This is a genomic window from Pseudarthrobacter sp. NS4, from assembly GCF_024758005.1.
GTDB lineage: Bacteria > Actinomycetota > Actinomycetes > Actinomycetales > Micrococcaceae > Arthrobacter.
In genome coordinates, this window is the sequence record NZ_CP103288.1 from 585,746 (window position 1) to 604,239 (window position 18,494).

Sequence of the window (18,494 nt, forward strand, 5' to 3'; positions counted from 1 at the left end):
GCCTTGTCAGGACGGCGCAGGCACGGTATTTAGAACGTTGTAGAAGGTTCGGTGGACAAGTGGCTGAACGTGGTCCGCTCAGGCGCCCGTGCGGGCCCATTTGGTCAGGCGGTCGCTCAGAGCCATGAAGCCTTCGTCCAGCACCTGCAGTTCCGGGTTGGCGTCGTACCACTGCACGATTTCGCGGGCCCCGTCTGCGAAGGGAATGGTGGCCGCATAATCCGGTACCAACGACTTGATCTTGGTGTTGTCGAAGACCACCGAGTGGGATCGGTCGCCGAGCAGGTTGCTACCCAGCTCCGCGCTGTGGGCGGCGATCGTTTCCGACGCCACGTGGACCAGCTCCGGTTCGGCCACGCCCGCGGCCCGGGCGAACAGCCGGTAGATCTGGTTCCAGGGCAGGTACTCGTCAGACGTGATGGTGTAGCTCTCGCCCACGGCCTGCGGCCTGCCAAGCAGCCCCACGAAGGCCTTGGCGAAGTCGCGGCTGTGGGTAAGGGTCCAGAGTGAGGTGCCGTCGCCGTGCACCATGACCGGAAGCCCTGCCCGCATCCGGTAAATGTCGGTCCAGCCACCCACCATGGCGATCTTGGTGCGGTCATAAGTGTGCGACGGGCGCACCACCGTCAGCGGAAAGTCCTCGTCCCGGTAAGCCCTGTAAAGGAGTTCCTCACAGGCGATCTTGTCCCTTGAGTATTGCCAGAAGGGATTTTTCAGCGGTGTGGATTCACGGATCGGCAGGCGGGTGGGTGGCTTCTGGTACGCCGAAGCGGAGCTGATGAAGACGTACTGCCCGGTACGGCCCCTGAACAGGTCCAGGCTGGCCTGCGCCTGCTGGGGAGTGTAGGCAATAAAGTCCGCGACGGCGTCGAACTCCCGCCCGCCCAGCACCTCCCGGACGGAGGCCGCATCACGCAGGTCGGCGCACAGCACCTCGGCCCCTTCCGGGACCGGCCTCGTGGACCGGCCCCGGTTGAGGATGGTCAGCCGGTGGCCCAGCGCGACGGCGCGTTCAGACGCCGCCGCGCTGATCACCCCGGTGCCGCCGAGAAAGAGGATGCTTCTCGGTGCCACGGTATCGGCCGCAGGGAGTGGGGTTACCACGCGTAATCTTCCGGAGCCGTTCGGTGTCCCGGGAAAATATCGTCCAGCCGCTTGAGGGCGTCCGCGTCCAGGCTGACGTCAAGGGCGCGGATGGCGGCGTCCAGCTGTTCCTGCGTCCGCGGACCCACGATCGGAGCCGTCACCGCAGGCTGGTGCAGCAGCCAGGCCAGTGCCACGTCGCCGGGCTCGCGCCCCAGTTCGTCGGCAAAGTCCTCGTACTGGCGGATCTGGTCCTCATGCTTCTTCAGCGTTTCGGCAGCACGTCCTTCGGTGCGGCGGACGCCGTCGCGCTCCTTCTTCAGCACCCCGCCGAGGAGGCCGCCCTGGAGCGGCGACCACGGGATGAGCCCAAGGCCGTATTCCTGCGCGGCCGGGATGACTTCCAGTTCCACCTGGCGCATGAACAGGTTGTAGATGGACTGCTCGCTCACCAGCCCGGTGTAGTGCCGCCGCCGGGCGGCTTCCTGGGCCTGGGCGATATGCCAGCCGGCAAAGTTGCTGCTGCCGGAATACAGGATCTTGCCCTGCTGCACTGCCACCTCGATAGCCTGCCAGATTTCATCCCACGGGGTGTCCCGGTCGATGTGGTGGAACTGGTAGATGTCGATGTAGTCCGTCTGCAGCCGCTTCAGGCTGGCGTCAAGCGCGCGGCGGATGTTCAGCGCGGAGAGCCTGGACTCGTTGGGCCGGTCCGTCATGGTGCCGTAAAGCTTGGTGGCCAGCACCGTGTGTTCGCGGCGCTCGCCGCCCTTGGCAAACCAGCGGCCGATGATTTCCTCGGTCCAGCCCCGGTGCCCGGCGCCGCCGTAGACATTGGCCGTGTCGAAGAAATTGATGCCGTTGTCATGGGCCGAGTCCATGATGCTGTGGGCATCCGCTTCCTCTGTCTGCGGGCCGAAGTTCATGGTGCCAAGGCAAAGGCGGGAAACTTTCAGGCCGGAGCGGCCAAGGTGGGTGTACTGCATTCTTGAATCCTTTCGGTGGCCGGGCCTGTCGAGACCCGTCTAAAGCTGCGTGAAGGAGGCGGCGGCGGGATCGGAACCGAGGCGCGCTCCCGACTCAAGGTCCGTGATGGCCGCAAGTTCATCCTCGGAAAGAGTGAGGGCTGCGGCGGCAAAGTTTTCCCGGATCCTGGCGGGCTGGCTGGACTTGGGGATGACGATGTTTCCGGCAGCCAGCTGCCAGGCGAGTACCACCTGGGCCGTGGTTGCGTTGTGCGCGCCGGCGATGCTGGTCACTGCGTTTCCGTTGAGGTCGGCGCCGCGTCCCAGCGGGCTGTAGGCTTCCACCGCGATGCCCAGTTTCCGGCACTTGTCGGCCAGTTCCGCCTGCTGGTAGCTGGGGTGCAGCTCGATCTGGTTTACGGCCGGGACAATCTCGGCAGACTCCAGCAGGTTGTCCAGGTGCCCGGCCAGGAAGTTGGAGACGCCGATGGCGCGGATCTGGTTGTTTTCGTACAGCCGTTCCATCTCCTTCCAGGCCTGCACGTACAGGTCCTGCGAGGGGACCGGCCAGTGGATGAGGTACAGGTCCACATAATCGAGGCCCAGTGCTTTGCGGCTGTTTTGGAATGCCTCCTGGGCGCGGTCCTGTTCGCCGTTCCGGAGCTTGGTGGTGACAAAAATGTCCTCGCGCGGAATGCCCGTGGCCGCGATCGCCGCTCCAACACCGGCCTCGTTGCGGTAGGCGGCGGCCGTGTCGATGTGGCGGTATCCGGCCTCGAAGGCGTCCTCGACGGTCCGCTGTGTTTCTTCCGGCGGTACCTGGAAAACACCGAAACCAAGCTGGGGGATCGTGACGCCGTTGTTCAGTGTCAGCTCTGACATGGGTGCTCCTTAGTGGTCCTGGTGCCTGCGCGGGCCGGCCTGTTAATGCGTGCGGTTGCTCGCTGCCGAGAAAGCGGTTTCTGTTGGCTCGGTATTGAGCCTATGCACTATTTGGCGTCATGTCAGCAGGAAAGGCTGATCCTGTTTTTCCTAGGACTGCCAGTCCTACCTTCGTTGTAGGAAGAGGCCTTGCGTGCCGGGCACAATGGACACCATGGGTCAAAGCGCCGAGTTTGGAAAATTCCTCAAGGCCATGCGGTCCCGGTTGAGCCCGGAAGACGCTGGAGCAGGTCCCACCACGGGTGCCCGCAGGGTTCCCGGCCTGCGGCGTGAGGAAGTGGCGCGGCTGGCTGGAGTCAGCACCGATTACTACGTCCGGCTGGAACAGGGCCGGAACATCCACCCCTCACGGACCGTGCTGGAGGCAGTGTCGCGGGCGCTCCGCCTGGACAGCAGCGAGCACGCACACATGGTGGACCTGCTGGAGAACTGCTCAAACGCTCCCCGCGCAGGCAGTCCGGCCGTGCAGGGGGTCCGGCCGGCACTGCGGCATCTCCTTGAGGCTGTGGGGGATGTACCGGCCATGGTGCTGGGACGGCGCAGTGACGTCCTGGCAGGCAACCGGATGGCCTTCCTCCTCTTCACGGATTTTTCGGCACTCCCGGCAAGCGAACGGAACCTCACCCGCTGGCTCGTCCTTGATCCGGCCGCCAAGGCGCTGTTCCGGGACTGGAAAACCGTGGCCGCGGAAGCTGCCGGTGCGCTTCGGCTTGATGTCGGGCGGCACCCGAACGACCCCCAGGCGAACCAGCTGGTGGGCGAGCTCGCGGTGAACAGCGAGCACTTCCGGCAGTGGTGGGCCGGGCACCGGGTGGCGACCAGGTCAGCCGGCACCGTCAGGCTGCACCACCCCGCGGTCGGCGACCTGGAACTGAACTTTGAAAACCTCGTCCTTCCGGACGACCCGGACCAGACGCTGCGGGTGTATTCCGCGCGGCCCGGATCGCCGTCGTCGGACGCGCTTGCGCTGCTGGGCAGCCTGGGCGCCGGCCCGGGGCCGGTGCAGGAGCGCGGCATTGCCAGCCCGGCCCCGGCTGTTGCCGAAAACGGCGAGGCACCCTGAGTGCGGCATCGCTGCTGTACATGTGTCCAGGCCGGGGCGGCAATTCTGGCCAGCCGCCCATTGGGGCGCAGGTGCCCTGTTCCTAGGCTGGAGAAACAAGTTTTTCGCCACCAAGGATGGTCTCAAAGATGAAACGCATCGCCCTGCTCAAGGAGCGCCAGGCTGGTAACGCCGGCACCGCCACGTCCACGGGTTCGCACTGCCCGGTGTCAGGCCTCTGGAGCCCGGACCGCGACCCCCACACCGTGCTGTCCTTCTTCGAAGGCCACGTGTTTCCCGCATTCGACGGCGTCCCCACCGTTTGGCGCCGACGTTCAGCCGGCGCGGTCCCGGCCCGCTAAGTCCCGCTTAAACCACAACTGACCCGCAGTAACGTCGCCAAAACATGATCGCGGCGTTACTGCGGGTCAGGTGGGTGCGGTTACTGGTCTTCGAGGCGGAAACCGAGCTTCATGGTGACCTGCCAGTCGGCGATTTTGCCCTCTTCCAAGTGGCCGCGGATTTCCTTCACCTCGAACCAGTCGAGGTTGCGGAGGGTCTGGGATGCTTTGGCGATGCCGTTGCGGACGGCCTCGTCCACTCCCTGGTCCGACGTGCCGACAATTTCAGAAATGCTGTACGTGTGGTTGGACAACTTCGCTCCTCGTGATCATCGTTGCTCCCGGTTGCGGGCCGTTCTTGAAGACTAGTAGGACTCCAAGAGCCTTGACCACCCTTTATGCCCCTCAAGTCAGCCACGTCCGTTCGGGGTCCAGTCGCCGAGGAAGGTTTCCCTGGTGAACCTGGCAGCCTCTTCGGGGCTCAGCTGGGGGTGGAACTCGTTGACATAGGCGCCGGGTCCGCTGTTGTTGAATTCGGCAAACCGGCCCTCGGTCCAGGAGTGGCCGCTCATGTCGGCCCACCCGCGGACGGCGATGTGGCTGCCGAGGACTGAATCCCGGATCACGGCCATGGGGTGGGCGTCCGTTCCCACAGCCCTGGAAGTGGCAACGGAACTGGTGGTCAGGGGAACGACAGCCCCGCCGGCGCCCTAACACTCCACGGCCGCCCGGGTTACTTCGCCTCGAGTACCAGGTTCTTAAGATCGTCCAGGGTCTGCTGCATGTGCGCGTCCATGGCCTCGCGCGAGCGCCCGGCATCACGGGACTCCAGCGCATCGGCGATGTTCTGGTGATGCCCGATGGCGTGTACCTGGATCTCGCGCACGGCTGACGTCTCGGTCCGCCTCTTTTCCAGGACCCGATGAAGCGGTTCGAAGAGAACGGCCACAAATACGTTCTCGGAGGAATGCAGGATCAGGTCGTGGAACGCGAGGTCCGCTTCCACGAAGGCGGCGACGTCGTTGACCTCGTGGGCGGCGCGCATGGCTGCCACGTGGCCGTAGAGAGTCTGGATATCCACGTCGCTGATGCGCCCCGCAGCGAGTTCGCACGCCCCTGTCTCCAGCATGCGGCGGAGCTCGATGAGCTGGACGGAAGCTTCCCCTTCGTTCTTGCCCTCGGAGGCTGCGCGCAGCACCGCCTCCAGCGAGGTCCATCGGTTAAGCGGGTTCACAAAGGTGCCGCGGCCGCGCTCGACGCTGAGGATCCGCTGTGCTTCAAGGGTTTTCATCGCCTCGCGGACGGTCATCCGGCTGACTTCGTGGGCGGCGCTGAGCTCGTGCTCGCCGGGAACAGTGGCACCGGGCGGGAATTCGCCCGCGATAATACGGTCCAGGAGCTCATCGGCCACCTGGCCCACCAGCGACTTCCTTGCCATGCTGCCCCCGTCAGTGCCTTTGCGGATATGTCGGACAAGTCTACTTGCGCGTCTTTATGTCCTGTGCCACACTGACATCCGAATGCAAGATGTCAGACATCTTACAGCTTCCCTTAGATCAGGATCCGCCGCCCGGATTCGTACACAACGGAGTGCATGTGACGCTTGAAACAGACGTCCTGGCCGCCTACCCGGCCGAGGTCCCGATTCCCGCCGAACTGGTGGCCGGTACGCTGGCCGCCTCCAACGCGGAGACGCCGCGTGTCCTGGTAGTGCTCGACGACGACCCCACCGGAACGCAGTCCGTGGCAGATCTGCCCGTGCTCACCCGCTGGGACGTAGAGGACTTCATCTGGGCCTTCGGCCAGTCCAAGCCCGCCGTCTATGTCCTGACCAACACCCGCAGCCTGGATCCGGCCGACGCCGCCGCCCGCAATGAAGAAGTGGTCCGCAACGCCCTCGCCGCTGCCGGATCGCCGGACATACTGCGGCTCGGCTTCGTCAGCCGGAGCGACTCCACCCTCCGCGGCCACTACCCTCTGGAACCGGACGTCATCGCCGCCACGGTCGAGGCCCTCAGTGGCGAAACCACCGACGGCGTGGTCCTGGTACCCGCGTTCCCCGACGCCGGCCGGGTCACCATTGGCGGTGTCCACTACATGCGCGGCACCGGCGACGCGGCCGGCACCCTCACCCCGGTGTCCGACACCGAGTTCGCCAAGGACGCCACCTTCGGCTTCACCACCTCCGTCATGGCCAATTACGTCGAAGAGAAGTCGCAGGGCCGGTTCGCGGCGGACTCGGTGATCGTCCTGGACCTCAACATCATCCGTGCAGGCGCCACTGCGGGCGACCCCGCCGGCAGCGCAGAGACCAGCGCCAACGCCATCGCCGACGCCATCCAGGGCGCCACCAATTCCACCCCGATCGTGGCTGACATTGTCACTGAAAATGACCTCCGCGCCCTGGCCCTGGGCCTTGAAGAGGCAGAGCGCCGCGGCAAAAAGCTTCTCTACCGTGTGGGCCCGCCCTTCGGCCGTGCCAGGATCGGACAGGAAATCCGCACCGAGCTGACCGGAGCCGAAGCCTACTCCGGCAACACCCCGTCCCAGGCCGGCGGCCTCATTGTGGTGGGATCGCATGTTGGGGTCACCTCCCGCCAGCTCAAAGCCCTGACAGAGCAGCACAGCGCTGCGCGCATCGTGGAGATCGACGTCGAAAAGCTGCTGGGCGACGAAACGGAGGCCGGCACCCACCTGGACCAGACAGTGGACACCGTGGTTGAAGCCCTCCACAGCGGTGACGTCATCGTCCACACCAGCCGCCTGCTCATCAAGACCGACGACCCCGCGGAAAGCCTGCGGATCGCGCGCACCGTTTCTGCCGCCGTCGTGGCCGTGGTGAACCGGACCCTCAAGACCTTCCCGCCCCGCTTCGTCATCGCCAAGGGCGGCATCACCTCCTCCGACGTGGCGGCCCACGGCCTGGAAATCCGCCACGCCATCGTCCGGGGCCCCATGCTCCCCGGCATCGTCTCCCTCTGGGAGCCGGTGGACGGCCCCGCGAAGGGCATTCCCTACATCGTGTTCGCCGGCAACGTGGGCGACGACCAGTCCCTCGCCGACGTCACCCGCAAGCTCAGCAACACCTTCCAGTAATTCAACGGAGAACACCATGACCAGCAACTACACCGTCACCGTCCTGGGCCTCGGCGCCATGGGACTGCCCATGGCCACCCGGCTGGCATCCCAGCTGACCGTGCACGGCTTCGACATCGCCGAACCCCGCCTGAAGCTCGCCGAAGAGGCCGGCATTGCCACCTTTGCCACTGCCCGTGAAGCCGCCAAGGGGGCTGACGCCGTCCTGCTCGCCGTCCGCAACGGTGAGCAGCTCAACGATGTCCTCTTCGGCGGGAACGGCGTGGCCTCCGTCCTGGAGCGCGGCGCCGTGGTCATCCTCGGCAGCACCGTGGGTACCGAAGCCATTCCGGCCACGGTGGAGAAGCTGGCCGAATACGGTGTGGAGCTGGTGGACGCCCCGTTGTCCGGCGGCCCCAAGCGCGCCGGCGAAGGCGACCTGCTGATCGTCGTGGGAGCTTCCCCCGCGGCCCGCGAAAAGGCGGCGCCCGCCCTTGAACTGCTCGCTTCCACCCTGAGCGTGGTGGGCGACAAGCCCGGCGACGGCCAGGCCCTCAAGACCGTCAACCAGCTCCTCTGCGGCGTCCACATTGCTGCCGCGGCAGAGGCCATGGCCCTGGCCGACGCGCTCGGACTGGACCAGGCCAAGACCCTCGCCGCCCTCGAAGCCGGTGCCGCCGGCTCGTTCATGCTCTCCAACCGCGGCCCCCGCATCCTTGAGGCCTACAACGAGGAAGGCGCCGAGGTCCTCAGCCGCCTGGACATCTTTGTCAAGGACATGGGCATCGTTGGCAAGGCCACCCGCGCGGCAGGACTGGCAGCTCCGGTTGCCGCTGCTGCCGAGCAGCTTTACCTCCTGGGCCAGGCCCAGGGCCTCGCTGCCGCTGATGACTCCGCCGTCATCAAGGTTGTTGCCCCCACCAAGCGCACCCAGTAGGAAACCCCCTCCCCCCAAAGCCGTACGACGGCGGCGGTCCCCCCTCCGCCGTCGTCGTACCCACCCAGCTCGCTAAAGTTAACTGGCGATGTCAAAGGAGACACACGATGAGCGCACTAGCTCTTTTGGCCATAGCAGTGGCGGGCGTCGCCCTGCTGCTCGTGGCCGTCATCAAGTTCAAAATCCCCGCTTTCCTGGCCCTGCTGGTGGTCAGCGTGGCAGTTGCCCTGGTGGCCGGCATCCCGCTGCCGGACGTCATCAAAACCGTTACTGAAGGCATGGGCGGAACCCTTGGATCCGTAGCCATCCTGGTTGGCCTGGGCGCCATGCTGGGCAAAATGATCGAAATTTCCGGCGGCGCACAGTCCCTCGCCGGCAAGTTCACCCAGCTGCTCGGCCCCCGCCGGGTCGTCGCCGCCTTGACCTCTGCAGCCTTCCTGCTGGCCATCCCGGTCTTCTTCGACGTCGGATTCATCATCCTCATCCCCATCATCTACGGATTTGCCAAAGCCGCCGGGGTCGACCCGGTCAAGATCGGCCTGCCCGTCGGCGCCATCATGCTGGCCATCCACGTTGTTGTCCCGCCGCACCCCGGCGTCGTAGGCGGCGCCGGAATCCTCGGCGCAGACATCGGCTGGACCACCATCATTGGCCTCGCCCTCTGTATTCCCGTGGGCGTGCTGGGCTACTTCGTTGCCCGCAGGCTCAACCGCCGCGACTTCACAATGCTGCCCGCCACCGCCGAACAGTTCCGCCTCTTCGGCACCGGCACGTCACAGGTCGAGCAGGAAACTGCCCAGGGCACATCCAGCGTTGCCGTCAAGAGCGAGGTCAAGACCGCTCCCAGCCCGGCCATGATCATCACCCTGATTGTCCTTCCGATCCTCATGATCATGGTGGGAACTGTGGGCGCTGTCATCCTGCCCAAGGACACCTTCGCTTCCCAGCTGGCCGCCTTCATCGGCGCCCCGCTGATTGCGCTGCTCACGGCATTGGGCCTGGCCTACTACTTCCTGGGCATCCGCCGCGGCTGGTCCTCCCAGCACACCGGTGAGGTCATGGACTCCGCGCTGGCTCCCACCGCGATCGTCATCCTGGTCACCGGCGCCGGCGGCGTTTTCGGCAAGGTGCTCACCGTATCCGGCATCGGCACGGCCCTCGCCGAAGGCCTGCAGGCTGCCGGCCTCCCCGTTATCGTGATGGCTTTCGTCCTCGCGGCCATCCTCCGTGCATCGCAGGGGTCCGCAACGGTGGCCATCATCACCACCTCCGGCCTGCTGGCAGCCTCCGTGGCGGACGGCGGTTTCTCACCCTTCCAGACGGCACTCATCCTGGTAGCCATCGGCTTCGGGGCGCTTGGCCTCAGCCACGTAAATGACTCCGGCTTCTGGATCGTGACCCGCTTCCTGGGCCTCTCCGTGGCCGACGGCCTGAAAACCTGGACCGTGCTCACCACGGTCCTGGGACTGGCAGGCTTCACGCTCACGTTCCTGGTCTGGATCCTTACCGGCGGACTTACCGTCTGATGCGCGCCCGCCTAAACCACCTGGTCACCTCCGCCCTGCAGCACGGCTCCGCAGTCCCCGCATTCACCTGTTACGACTTCACCACGGCCCTGGCCGTGGTGGGCGCGGCCGAGGAAGCCGGCCGCGGCGTGATCCTGCTGGTGGCCCCGAAGACCGCCGCCACCGCCAACGGGCTGCGGCTGATCGCAGCGCTCCGGGGCCTGGCGGACGCCGCCGGCGTTCCCGTCGTGGTGCAACTGGACCACGCCTCAGACCTGGAAGTGATGGCCGACGCCGTCACGGCAGGGGCGGACTCCGTCCTCGCGGACGGTTCGTCCCTTCCGTACGAGGACAACATTGCGCTGGTCGTTGCGGCACGCGCGTGGCTGGGTCCCGACGTCGTGCTTGAAGCGGAACTGGGCGGCCTGGCCGGCGATGAGGACCGCGCGTTCGGTGCCGACCAGTCCGGTGTTTCCGTGGCCGGCCGCGCAGGTGGAGGACTTTGTGTCCCGCACCGGCGCGGAACTGCTGGCCGTGGCGGTGGGCAACGTCCACGGCAAGTACTAAGGGCGAGCCCCAGTTGCGCTGGGACGTGCTGCAGGACATCGCGGTGCGGACCCACATTCCCCTGGTGCTGCACGGAGCCTCCGGCATCCCCGCGGAGGAACTGGTGAAGGCGGCGTCCATGAACGTGGGCAAGGTCAACTTCAACACCGAACTCCGCACCGGCGTACTGGCCACCCTGCAGGAGCAGTTGCCGTGGCACCGGACGGATGGCGAAAACCTGCAGGGGCTCCTTGGCCACTGGAACCGGTCCGCCACTGGATTCGCCACGGCGGCACTGGTGATGCTGTCCCGCTGACGCGTCACCCCAAACCGGGCAGGAGGGAGGCCAGGATCAAGCAATGATCCTGGCCTCCCTCCTTTTTGCATTCCTGGCTGTGCAGGGAGGCGGTGTTGTTTTGCCGTCCCCCCTTCTGCTGTCTGGGCATTGCCAGCGGGATGAAGTAGTGCCAGTGTCGAACCATGACCGAGAACACGATGTCCACCGAGGATAAGTTCACCGCCGACGTCACGCTGAGGCGCAACGACGCGCAACACCGCTACGAACTGCTGGTGGGCGGCAAACTTGCCGTCCAATCCTTCTACCAGGATTTGCCGGGCCACATAGACTTCACCCACACCGAAACCATGCAGGACTTCGAAGGCCGGGGCCTGGGCAAGGTACTGGCGCACTTCGCCCTGGATGACGTGGTGGCCACAGGCAAGCGCATTGTTCCGCACTGCCCGTTCATTGCCGGCTACCTGCGGAAGCATGAGGGGTACGAACAGTTCGTCGATTGGCCGGAGGGGTGAGATAAACCACGCCGCCGTTAGATTCCGGCCCCACCGGGTAATCCATCTGCAACGAGGCAGGCCGATGGCAGGCCGGGAAGGACAGTATGGCTCATCACGGGGAACTGTTCGATGTGGCGGTTATTGGCGGCGGACCGGCGGGGTTGAGTGCCGGCGTTGCCCTCTCCAGGGCCCTGCGGTCCGTGGTGGTGATCGACGCAGGGGAACAACGGAACCTGAAGGCCGAGGGGGTGCATGGGTTCCTCAGCCGGGAAGGGATGAGTCCGAAGGATCTGGTTGCCGCAGGCCGGGAGGAACTGGCGCGGTACGGCGGGACGGCTGTCCGTGGCTCGGTAACCTCAGCCAGCCGCGACGGTGAAAATTTCGTTCTCCGCCTCGATGACGGCTCCACCCGTACCGCACGTCGGCTGCTGATCGCCTCGGGCATTACCGATGAGCTGCCGGAACTTCCTGGGGTGTCGGAACGCTGGGGGCGGGACGTCCTCTACTGCCCTTATTGCCACGGCTGGGAAATCCGCAACCAGAGAGTCGGTCTCCTGGCATCGGACTCCCACTCCGTCCTGCAGGCACTGACCTTTCGGCAATGGAGCCCCGACGTCACCCTCTTCCTGAACGACTCACTGGTGCTCAGCCAAGGGGAGGAAGAACAGTTGCAGGCCCGGTCCGTCCATGTGGTGGAGGGCAGGGTCCAGGAACTGGACATCGCCAATGACAAGCTTGCAGGGGTAACGCTCGACGGCGGGCGCACCGTCCCGTTGGATGTGCTGGCAGTCAGTCCGGCCGCCGTCAGCAACGCAAATATCCTCCAGCGGCTCGGGCTGGAACCGTGCGGCCTGGAGGAGGGGGAGGGCACCCGCCTGGAAACGGATGATGCCGGCCTCACCTCCTGTCCTGGAGTGTGGGCTGCCGGCAATGCCACCGACGTCTCCGCCCAGGTGATGACGGCGGCGGCAGCCGGCCTCAAGGCCGCCGCCGCCATCAACGCGGACCTTGTGCTCTCCGATACGCGGCAGGCCGTAGAGGATGCCAGGGCCGACGCCGACAGGTTGTAGCGCTAGCCTGCTTAGCTGGCGAGGGACTGCCCGGCCACTGTTGCGCTGAAGGCGGGATCGTCGATGGTGAAACCGCAGGCACAGCGGTAGGTCACCACGCTTCCGGAGACGGCGCCTGCGCCGAGGGGAACTACCCCTGTCCCGTCCACATAGACTGGCTGCCCCAAGGGCAGTTCGTCAGGATCGATGCGCTGCATGGGCGCGCGGCAGTGCATGCGCGAATTCAGGGTGACCAGCAGCCCCATATCCACGGGCTCGGTGGTTCCGAAGGGAGCCATAGGTCCCTCTTCGCGTTCCCCAAACGCCGTCAACTGATCTTCGGTAGCGGTGGTCATGATGTTCATCCTTGGGCTTCTTCACGAAGCTGCCGGCGTTGGCAGCTCCGCCGCGAACTGCTTGCGGAGGTTCATTTGCCCCACAAGCAAAGCATGCTTACTAATTCCCCGACAAATCGAGGCGCGCGGAAGACCCCCGCGGCTGGCCGGTCACCTGTCGCCCAGCCCCTTGGCGGTGCCGCCGCTGCCAGTGAGCGCATGCCGGAACCGGCAGGCACAAGATGGTGGTGGGTATTGTGCGGCAGGGCGGTCCCGTCGGCCAGTCAATGACTTTCCTGACGCCTGACGAACCCCGGTTTCCGGTACTGGAAAAGAAATACAACACAAAAGTTTGATTAAAAGGGTCTCCTAAGTAAGGCTTACCTTTGCAATCCAGAAAAAACTGCTGACCGAAGGAAGACGAGTGTCGCTGATGCCCCGCCTTGACGAGCCACAAGTGGATGACCCGCACAATAGCGATGTCCGAACCCAACAGGAGCCGCCGGGGCAGGATTTCGGCTCGCGGGTGGAACTCGCGCTGGGGGCAACCAACCACCTCTTCAACGCCAGGAACTCACCCCGCTACGTTGCCCAGGTGCTGCAGGGGGTCACCGCAGTTGCCACCAAACTGGAACGGACCACCCGGCCCTTCACCGGCGTCGGCCCCTCAGAAATGCAGGCCCGCGTAGGTGCCGTTGACCTTGAAACACCCCTGCCGGACACGGCAGCGGCGCTGCAGGAACTCGAATCCGTCTACCTGCGGGACGCCATCTACTTCCACGACGCGAAGTACGCGGCACACCTTAACTGCCCCGTGGTGATCCCCGCCCTGGTGGGCGAGGCAATCCTGTCCGCCGTGAACTCCTCGCTGGACACCTGGGACCAGAGTGCCGGTGCCACCATGATCGAACGGCGCCTCATCGATTGGGCAGCAGAGCGGCTGCGCCTCGGTGACAACGCGGATGGCATCTTCACCTCCGGCGGCAGCCAATCCAACCTCCAGGCCCTGCTGATCGCGCGCAACCACGCCGTTGCCGGCCTGCGCAGGGATGCGGCCCGAAGCGGCCTCCGCCTCCCTGCGCTGTTGGACACGCTGCGGATTTTCACCTCCGAGGACAGCCACTTCAGCATCCAGAAGTCCGCCTCGATGCTGGGCCTGGGGTTCGACGCCGTCATCACCGTTCCCTGCACGCCTGACCACCGGATGGACCCGGCTGCACTGGCCGAGGCCATGGCCGGGGCGCGCGACGCCGGGCTGACGCCGATGGCAGTCGTTGCCACCGCCGGAACTACAGACTTTGGCGCAGTTGACCCGCTTGCCGGCCTCGCCGCCCTGGCCCGTGCCCACGGCGCCTGGTTCCACATTGACGCCGCATACGGCGGCGGGCTGATGGTTTCGGGACGCTACCGCCACCTTTTGGACGGAACACGGCTGGCGGACTCCGTTACCGTGGATTTCCATAAGACCTTCTTCCAGCCGGTCAGCTCCAGCGCCCTCCTGGTCCGCGAGTCCGCAATGCTGCGCCACATCACCTACTACGCCGACTACCTGAACCCGGAAAGCGCGGCGCTGGCCGACATCCCCAACCAGGTGGACAAGAGCATCCAGACCACCCGCCGGTTCGACGCGCTGAAGCTGTGGCTCACGCTGCGGATCATGGGGGCTGACGCCATCGGTGCACTGTTCGACGAGGCCATCGACCTTGCCGCGCGCGTTGGCTCGCTCCTGGCAGCGGACGACGACTTCGAACTGGCCGCCGCACCGCAGCTGAGCACCCTGGTGTTCCGCTACCGTCCGCGGCTCGCCGGCGGTGGCCGCCTTTCCGAGGACACCGCGGACGACCTGAACCCGGCCATCCGCGCAGCAGTCTTCGCCTCGGGCGAGGCAGTGGTTGCCGGTACAAAGGTAGGCGGACGGCACTACCTGAAGTTCACGCTCCTCAACGCTGAGGCCACGCTCGAGGACATCGCCGACATCATCGGGCTCCTGCGGGTTACCGGCGCCGGCCTGCTGCAGAGCGAGGCGTCCGCATGAGCCGCGTTTACGACTTCGCTGCCATCGGCGTCGGGCCCTTCAACCTGGGCCTCGCTGCCCTCGCCGAGCCGGTGGAGGGCGTGGACGGCATCTTCCTGGAACAGAGCGGGTCCTTTGACTGGCATCCCGGGATGATGCTGGAACCCGCCCACCTCCAGGTGCCCTTCATGGCGGACCTCGTCACCCTGGCGGACCCCACCTCGCCGTACTCCTTCCTGAACTTCCTGAAACAGACCGGGCGCCTGTACCGGTTCTACATCCGGGAGAACTTCTACCCCCTGCGGGCGGAGTACAACCAGTACTGCCAGTGGGTGGCCGGCCAGTTGCCTTCCGTCCGTTTTGGCACAGCTGTGCTGGATATAGCGCACGACGGCGGCGTGTACCGGCTGTCCGTCACCGGTCCGGAAGGTCCGGAGGTACTTCTGGCGCGGCGGCTGGTGCTGGGTACCGGCACTTCCCCATACATTCCGGAAGCCGCTGCAGGAATCGTTGCCGAGGCGGAGGCAGGGCGCGGGGGAGTGGTCTTTCACAACGCCGACTACCTGGCGCGAAAGGCCGAACTCCAGCAGCAGCGCAGCATCACTGTCCTGGGCAGCGGCCAAAGCGCGGCCGAGATCTACTACGAACTCCTGCAGGAAGCCGATACCTACGGCTACCAGCTGAACTGGGTCACCCGGTCCGGGCGGTTCTTCCCGCTGGAGTACACCAAGCTGACCCTTGAGATGACGTCGCCCGAGTACGTGGACTACTTCCATGGCCTCCCGCAGCACCAGCGCGACCATCTCAACAAGACGCAGAAGAACCTCTACAAGGGGATCAACTCCGATTTGATCGACGCCATCTACGACCTGCTCTACACCAAGAGCCTGTCCGGCATGGTGGACACGCAGCTGCTGACCCACTCGTCACTCGCGGAAGCGCACTGGGACCCCGCGGCCGGAATCCACATCCTGCACCTGCACCACCAGGAGCAGGGCACCTCCTACACCCTGGACAGCGAAGCGGTGGTCCTGGCCACGGGTTACAGCTACCGGGAGCCTGGCTTCCTGGCAGGGGTGCAGGAACGGATCTCGCGGGACAGCGCGGGACGGTTCGCGGTGGACCGCAACTACAGCACCAGTGTTGAACCCGGCGAGATTTTCGTCCAAAACGCCGAACTGCACACGCACGGCTTTGTCACTCCGGACCTGGGCATGGGCGCGTACCGCAACTCCTGCATCCTGCGTGAGATCGCCGGCCGGGAGGTGTACCCGGTGGAGCGCAGCATCGCGTTCCAACAGTTCGGCTCCCCGGCAGGCATCGGTGCGCCGCGGGGCTTGCCAGACATTGGGACTGCACCTGCCCTTGGGACAGCAGGCGTTGAACCAGGGGTGCCGGCATGAGGTTCACGTTCCGCTGCCTTGATGCCGAGGCCGATGCGCCGCTCCTGCACCGTTGGGTGACCCAGCCGTACGCCTCGTTCTGGGGAATGCTGTCCGCCAGCGTCGAGGACGTGGTGGAGGAGTATGCCAGGATCCAGGCCAGCGGACACCACCACGCGCTGTTGGGGCTCGACGGCGGCGTCCCCGCCTTCCTGATGGAGGAGTACCTTCCGGACTCCTCGCCGCTGGCGGCCGTGTATGCCGTCCAGCCCGGAGACGTGGGCATGCACCTGCTGGTGGCGCCGCCGTCGGAAGGCCCCGAGCCCGGTTACACAGCTGCTGTCATGGACGCCGTCCTGGCCCGCTTGTTCGCCAGGCCGCAGGTGCAACGCGTGGTGGTGGAACCGGATGCGCGGAACACCAAGATCCACGCCTTGAACGGGCGGCTCGGTTTCCAGCCCGCCGGCGTGGTCACCCTTCCGGACAAGGAGGCGCTGCTGAGCTTCTGCAGCCGCTCCGACTACCAGGCCGCCCGCGCGGCACTGGACACTCTTTCCACCCCCATCCCACAGGGAGCCTCACTGTGACCGTCCACCTCGATTCCGTACCCGCCCCCAGCGCGAACACTGCCACCCCGGCCGCACCCAATGCCGCACCCCACCTCGCTGCAGACCGGTGGGACAGGGCGAACCGGCACCTGCTCCGTAAAGCGCTCGCCGAGTTCTCGCATGAACGGATCATCACGCCGGAGCTGCTTCCCGAGGAACCGGTGGATGGCGTGACCGGCCGTTACCGACTCCGCAGTGACGACGGCTCCCATGAGTACCGCTTCTCCGCCACGGTCCTGGAGCTGGACCACTGGTCCATCGACCCGGACTCCATCCGGTGCTTCCAGGACGGCACCGAAGCGCCGCTGGACGTGCTCGGGTTCATCACGGTGTTCCACACCACCCTGGGGATCAACATCCAGATGCTCCCGGTCTACCTCGAAGAGATCAGCAGCACCCTGGCCAGCCATGCCTATAAACAGTGGGCCGGCCAGCCCTCAGCCGCCGAACTCGCGGCCGGGGTAACGGGCGGACGCGACATTGCCGCCGATTTCCAGGCCATTGAACGCAGCATGACAGAGGGCCACCCCTGTTTCGTGGCCAACAACGGGCGGCTGGGCTTCGGCATCAGCGATTACCACGCCTTTGCCCCCGAGACCGGCGCGCCGGTGCAGCTGGAGTGGATCGCCGTCCACCGAAGCCACGCCGTCTTTACCTCGACTGCGGGGCTGGACTACCGGGCGCACCTGGACGCCGAACTCGGCCCGCTGGCCGGGGACTTCACGAGCCAACTGCAGCTTCAGGGCCTGGACCCGGACCAGTATTTCTTTATGCCGGTCCACCCGTGGCAGTGGGAGAACAAGCTCACCGTCACGTTCGCGGCGGAAATCGCCCGCCGGCGCATTGTCTACCTGGGCGCGGGAACGGACACGTACCAGGCACAGCAGTCCATCCGCACGTTCTTCAACACCAGCGCTCCCGCCCGAAACTACGTCAAGACCGCCATGTCCGTGCTGAACATGGGCTTTATGCGCGGCCTGTCACCGCAGTACATGAAAGCCACGCCGGCCATCAACGACTGGCTGCGGAAGCTGATCGAGGATGACGGCGCCCTGCAGCGGCGCGGGTTCACCATGATCGGTGAGATCGCTGCCCTCGGCTACCACAACGGGTACTACGAGGCAGGGTCGGCCAACGGTTCGCCCTACCGGAAGATGCTTTCTGCCCTGTGGCGGGAGAGCCCCCTGCCCCTGCTGAAGGACGGGCAGCAGCTAACCACCATGGCCTCGCTCCTGCACGTTGATTCGGCAGGCAAACCGATGGTGTCGGCACTGATCGAGCGTTCCGGACTGGCCCCCGCGGACTGGCTGCGCCGGTACTTCGAGGCCTACCTGGTTCCACTGGTGCACTGCCTTTACCAGTACGAACTGGCCTTCATGCCGCACGGCGAGAACGTCATCCTGGTCCTCGAAGACGGCGTCCCCGTCCGCGCCATCATGAAGGACATCGCCGAGGAGATCGTGGTGATGGGGGACCGGCTGGACCTGCCTGAGGAGGTGTCCCGGATCCAGGCGGCCATCCCGGACGGCGAAAAGGTGCTGGCCATCTTCACGGACATCTTCGACTGCATCTTCCGTTTCCTGGCAGCACTCCTGGAGGAGGACGGAAAGCTCGGCCAGGAGGACTTCTGGCGGACCGCAGCAGCTGCCGTGAAGGACTACCAGGGGGAACATCCGGACCTTGCCGACCAGTTCACCCGCCACGACCTGTTCGCCGCGGACTTCGAGCTGTCCTGCCTGAACCGGCTCCAGTTGCGCAACAACCAGCAGATGCTGGACCTCGCGGATCCCTCGGGCGGGCTGCAGATGGCGGGGCGCCTGGCCAACCCGTTGGCGGGGTTCGGCGGGATGCCGGATACCGGGCGGTAAGACCGGCGAA

The 18,494-nt window shown here is 65.7% G+C and carries 18 protein-coding genes and 1 pseudogene; 12 read left to right on the forward strand and 7 right to left on the reverse strand.

Annotated features, from left to right (window positions below; all coding sequences use genetic code 11):
• Positions 1 to 78: 78 nt before the first annotated feature.
• Genes NXY83_RS02760 through NXY83_RS02770 form a run of 3 tightly spaced genes read right to left on the reverse strand, consistent with a single transcriptional unit; the run spans position 79 to position 2,930 of the window.
• Positions 79 to 1,104: an SDR family oxidoreductase gene (locus tag NXY83_RS02760; RefSeq protein WP_258804585.1), complete on the reverse strand. Its 1,026-nt coding sequence runs from the start codon at positions 1,102 to 1,104 to the stop codon at positions 79 to 81.
• Entirely contained in the window at positions 1,098 to 2,069 is a 972-nt protein-coding gene (locus NXY83_RS02765; RefSeq protein WP_258804586.1) for an aldo/keto reductase, read from the reverse strand. Before NXY83_RS02765 ends, NXY83_RS02760 begins: the two co-directional genes overlap by 7 nt.
• A 39-nt stretch (positions 2,070 to 2,108) precedes the next feature.
• Entirely contained in the window at positions 2,109 to 2,930 is an 822-nt protein-coding gene (locus tag NXY83_RS02770) for an aldo/keto reductase (RefSeq protein ID WP_258804587.1), read from the reverse strand.
• Positions 2,931 to 3,144: 214 nt separating this feature from the next.
• Here NXY83_RS02770 and NXY83_RS02775 point away from each other — a divergent pair, with 214 nt between their 5' ends.
• Both NXY83_RS02775 and NXY83_RS02780 read left to right on the forward strand, forming a co-directional pair.
• A complete protein-coding gene (locus tag NXY83_RS02775) occupies positions 3,145 to 4,053 on the forward strand; it encodes a helix-turn-helix domain-containing protein (protein ID WP_258804588.1) in 909 nt (302 codons plus the stop codon).
• A gap of 128 nt (positions 4,054 to 4,181) precedes the next feature.
• The gene (locus tag NXY83_RS02780) at positions 4,182 to 4,394 is read left to right on the forward strand and encodes a hypothetical protein (RefSeq protein ID WP_258804589.1); all 213 of its coding nucleotides are present in this window, start codon (positions 4,182 to 4,184) and stop codon (positions 4,392 to 4,394) included.
• 80 nt (positions 4,395 to 4,474) lie between these two features.
• Here NXY83_RS02780 and NXY83_RS02785 read toward each other — a convergent pair whose 3' ends face one another.
• The 3 genes from NXY83_RS02785 to NXY83_RS02795 all read right to left on the reverse strand — a co-directional run bounded on the left by NXY83_RS02785 (position 4,475) and on the right by NXY83_RS02795 (position 5,811).
• Positions 4,475 to 4,687 (reverse strand): dodecin, encoded by a 213-nt coding sequence (locus NXY83_RS02785; RefSeq protein WP_258804590.1) that lies wholly within the window; start codon positions 4,685 to 4,687, stop codon positions 4,475 to 4,477.
• A 96-nt stretch (positions 4,688 to 4,783) separates the two neighbouring features.
• Positions 4,784 to 5,005, reverse strand: coding sequence for a hypothetical protein (locus NXY83_RS02790; protein ID WP_258804591.1), 222 nt, complete (start codon positions 5,003 to 5,005; stop codon positions 4,784 to 4,786).
• A gap of 101 nt (positions 5,006 to 5,106) precedes the next feature.
• Positions 5,107 to 5,811, reverse strand: coding sequence for a FadR/GntR family transcriptional regulator (locus NXY83_RS02795; protein WP_258804592.1), 705 nt, complete (start codon positions 5,809 to 5,811; stop codon positions 5,107 to 5,109).
• A gap of 158 nt (positions 5,812 to 5,969) precedes the next feature.
• Here NXY83_RS02795 and NXY83_RS02800 point away from each other — a divergent pair, with 158 nt between their 5' ends.
• The 6 genes and pseudogenes from NXY83_RS02800 to NXY83_RS02825 all read left to right on the forward strand — a co-directional run bounded on the left by NXY83_RS02800 (position 5,970) and on the right by NXY83_RS02825 (position 12,298).
• Positions 5,970 to 7,469: a four-carbon acid sugar kinase family protein gene (locus NXY83_RS02800; RefSeq protein ID WP_258804593.1), complete on the forward strand. Its 1,500-nt coding sequence runs from the start codon at positions 5,970 to 5,972 to the stop codon at positions 7,467 to 7,469.
• A 16-nt stretch (positions 7,470 to 7,485) separates the two neighbouring features.
• Positions 7,486 to 8,385, forward strand: coding sequence for an NAD(P)-dependent oxidoreductase (locus NXY83_RS02805; protein WP_258804594.1), 900 nt, complete (start codon positions 7,486 to 7,488; stop codon positions 8,383 to 8,385).
• 107 nt (positions 8,386 to 8,492) lie between these two features.
• Positions 8,493 to 9,911, forward strand: a complete 1,419-nt coding sequence (locus NXY83_RS02810; protein ID WP_258804595.1) for a GntP family transporter — start codon at positions 8,493 to 8,495, stop codon at positions 9,909 to 9,911.
• Positions 9,911 to 10,752, forward strand: a pseudogene (locus NXY83_RS02815) (class II fructose-bisphosphate aldolase). Before NXY83_RS02810 ends, NXY83_RS02815 begins: the two are co-directional and overlap by 1 nt.
• Positions 10,753 to 10,916: 164 nt before the next feature.
• A complete protein-coding gene (locus NXY83_RS02820; RefSeq protein WP_258804596.1) occupies positions 10,917 to 11,246 on the forward strand; it encodes a GNAT family N-acetyltransferase in 330 nt (109 codons plus the stop codon).
• A gap of 86 nt (positions 11,247 to 11,332) precedes the next feature.
• Entirely contained in the window at positions 11,333 to 12,298 is a 966-nt protein-coding gene (locus tag NXY83_RS02825; RefSeq protein ID WP_258804597.1) for an NAD(P)/FAD-dependent oxidoreductase, read from the forward strand.
• 11 nt (positions 12,299 to 12,309) lie between these two features.
• On the opposite strand, the gene NXY83_RS02830 is transcribed toward NXY83_RS02825, so the two are convergent.
• Positions 12,310 to 12,633 carry a hypothetical protein gene (locus NXY83_RS02830; RefSeq protein ID WP_258804598.1) on the reverse strand — a complete coding sequence of 108 codons (324 nt, stop codon included), beginning with the start codon at positions 12,631 to 12,633 and terminating at the stop codon, positions 12,310 to 12,312.
• A gap of 412 nt (positions 12,634 to 13,045) precedes the next feature.
• On the opposite strand from NXY83_RS02830, the gene NXY83_RS02835 reads away from it, so the two are divergent.
• From NXY83_RS02835 to NXY83_RS02850, 4 genes are read left to right on the forward strand one after another with little or no spacing between them, the layout of a single operon-like run.
• Positions 13,046 to 14,647, forward strand: coding sequence for a pyridoxal phosphate-dependent decarboxylase family protein (locus tag NXY83_RS02835; RefSeq protein ID WP_397427614.1), 1,602 nt, complete (start codon positions 13,046 to 13,048; stop codon positions 14,645 to 14,647).
• Positions 14,644 to 16,029: a lysine N(6)-hydroxylase/L-ornithine N(5)-oxygenase family protein gene (locus NXY83_RS02840; protein WP_258804600.1), complete on the forward strand. Its 1,386-nt coding sequence runs from the start codon at positions 14,644 to 14,646 to the stop codon at positions 16,027 to 16,029. Before NXY83_RS02835 ends, NXY83_RS02840 begins: the two co-directional genes overlap by 4 nt.
• A complete protein-coding gene (locus NXY83_RS02845) occupies positions 16,026 to 16,595 on the forward strand; it encodes a GNAT family N-acetyltransferase (protein WP_258804601.1) in 570 nt (189 codons plus the stop codon). The genes NXY83_RS02840 and NXY83_RS02845 overlap by 4 nt, the downstream gene beginning before the upstream one ends.
• Entirely contained in the window at positions 16,592 to 18,484 is a 1,893-nt protein-coding gene (locus NXY83_RS02850; protein WP_258804602.1) for an IucA/IucC family protein, read from the forward strand. The genes NXY83_RS02845 and NXY83_RS02850 overlap by 4 nt, the downstream gene beginning before the upstream one ends.
• The last annotated feature ends 10 nt before the right edge of the window (positions 18,485 to 18,494 follow it).

Bases quoted from the DNA above. Each gene is read 5' to 3' on its own strand.
- NXY83_RS02825 (WP_258804597.1), top strand. From the start codon at position 11,333: ATGGCTCATCACGGGGAACTGTTCGATGTGGCGGTTATTGGCGGCGGA.
- NXY83_RS02795 (WP_258804592.1), bottom strand. From the start codon at position 5,811: ATGGCAAGGAAGTCGCTGGTGGGCCAGGTGGCCGATGAGCTCCTGGAC.
- NXY83_RS02835 (WP_397427614.1), top strand. From the start codon at position 13,046: ATGCCCCGCCTTGACGAGCCACAAGTGGATGACCCGCACAATAGCGAT.
- NXY83_RS02810 (WP_258804595.1), top strand. From the start codon at position 8,493: ATGAGCGCACTAGCTCTTTTGGCCATAGCAGTGGCGGGCGTCGCCCTG.
- NXY83_RS02790 (WP_258804591.1), bottom strand. From the start codon at position 5,005: ATGGCCGTGATCCGGGATTCAGTCCTCGGCAGCCACATCGCCGTCCGC.
- NXY83_RS02820 (WP_258804596.1), top strand. From the start codon at position 10,917: ATGACCGAGAACACGATGTCCACCGAGGATAAGTTCACCGCCGACGTC.
- NXY83_RS02805 (WP_258804594.1), top strand. From the start codon at position 7,486: ATGACCAGCAACTACACCGTCACCGTCCTGGGCCTCGGCGCCATGGGA.
- NXY83_RS02765 (WP_258804586.1), bottom strand. From the start codon at position 2,069: ATGCAGTACACCCACCTTGGCCGCTCCGGCCTGAAAGTTTCCCGCCTT.
- NXY83_RS02780 (WP_258804589.1), top strand. From the start codon at position 4,182: ATGAAACGCATCGCCCTGCTCAAGGAGCGCCAGGCTGGTAACGCCGGC.
- NXY83_RS02840 (WP_258804600.1), top strand. From the start codon at position 14,644: ATGAGCCGCGTTTACGACTTCGCTGCCATCGGCGTCGGGCCCTTCAAC.
- NXY83_RS02830 (WP_258804598.1), bottom strand. From the start codon at position 12,633: ATGACCACCGCTACCGAAGATCAGTTGACGGCGTTTGGGGAACGCGAA.
- NXY83_RS02775 (WP_258804588.1), top strand. From the start codon at position 3,145: ATGGGTCAAAGCGCCGAGTTTGGAAAATTCCTCAAGGCCATGCGGTCC.
- NXY83_RS02770 (WP_258804587.1), bottom strand. From the start codon at position 2,930: ATGTCAGAGCTGACACTGAACAACGGCGTCACGATCCCCCAGCTTGGT.
- NXY83_RS02845 (WP_258804601.1), top strand. From the start codon at position 16,026: ATGAGGTTCACGTTCCGCTGCCTTGATGCCGAGGCCGATGCGCCGCTC.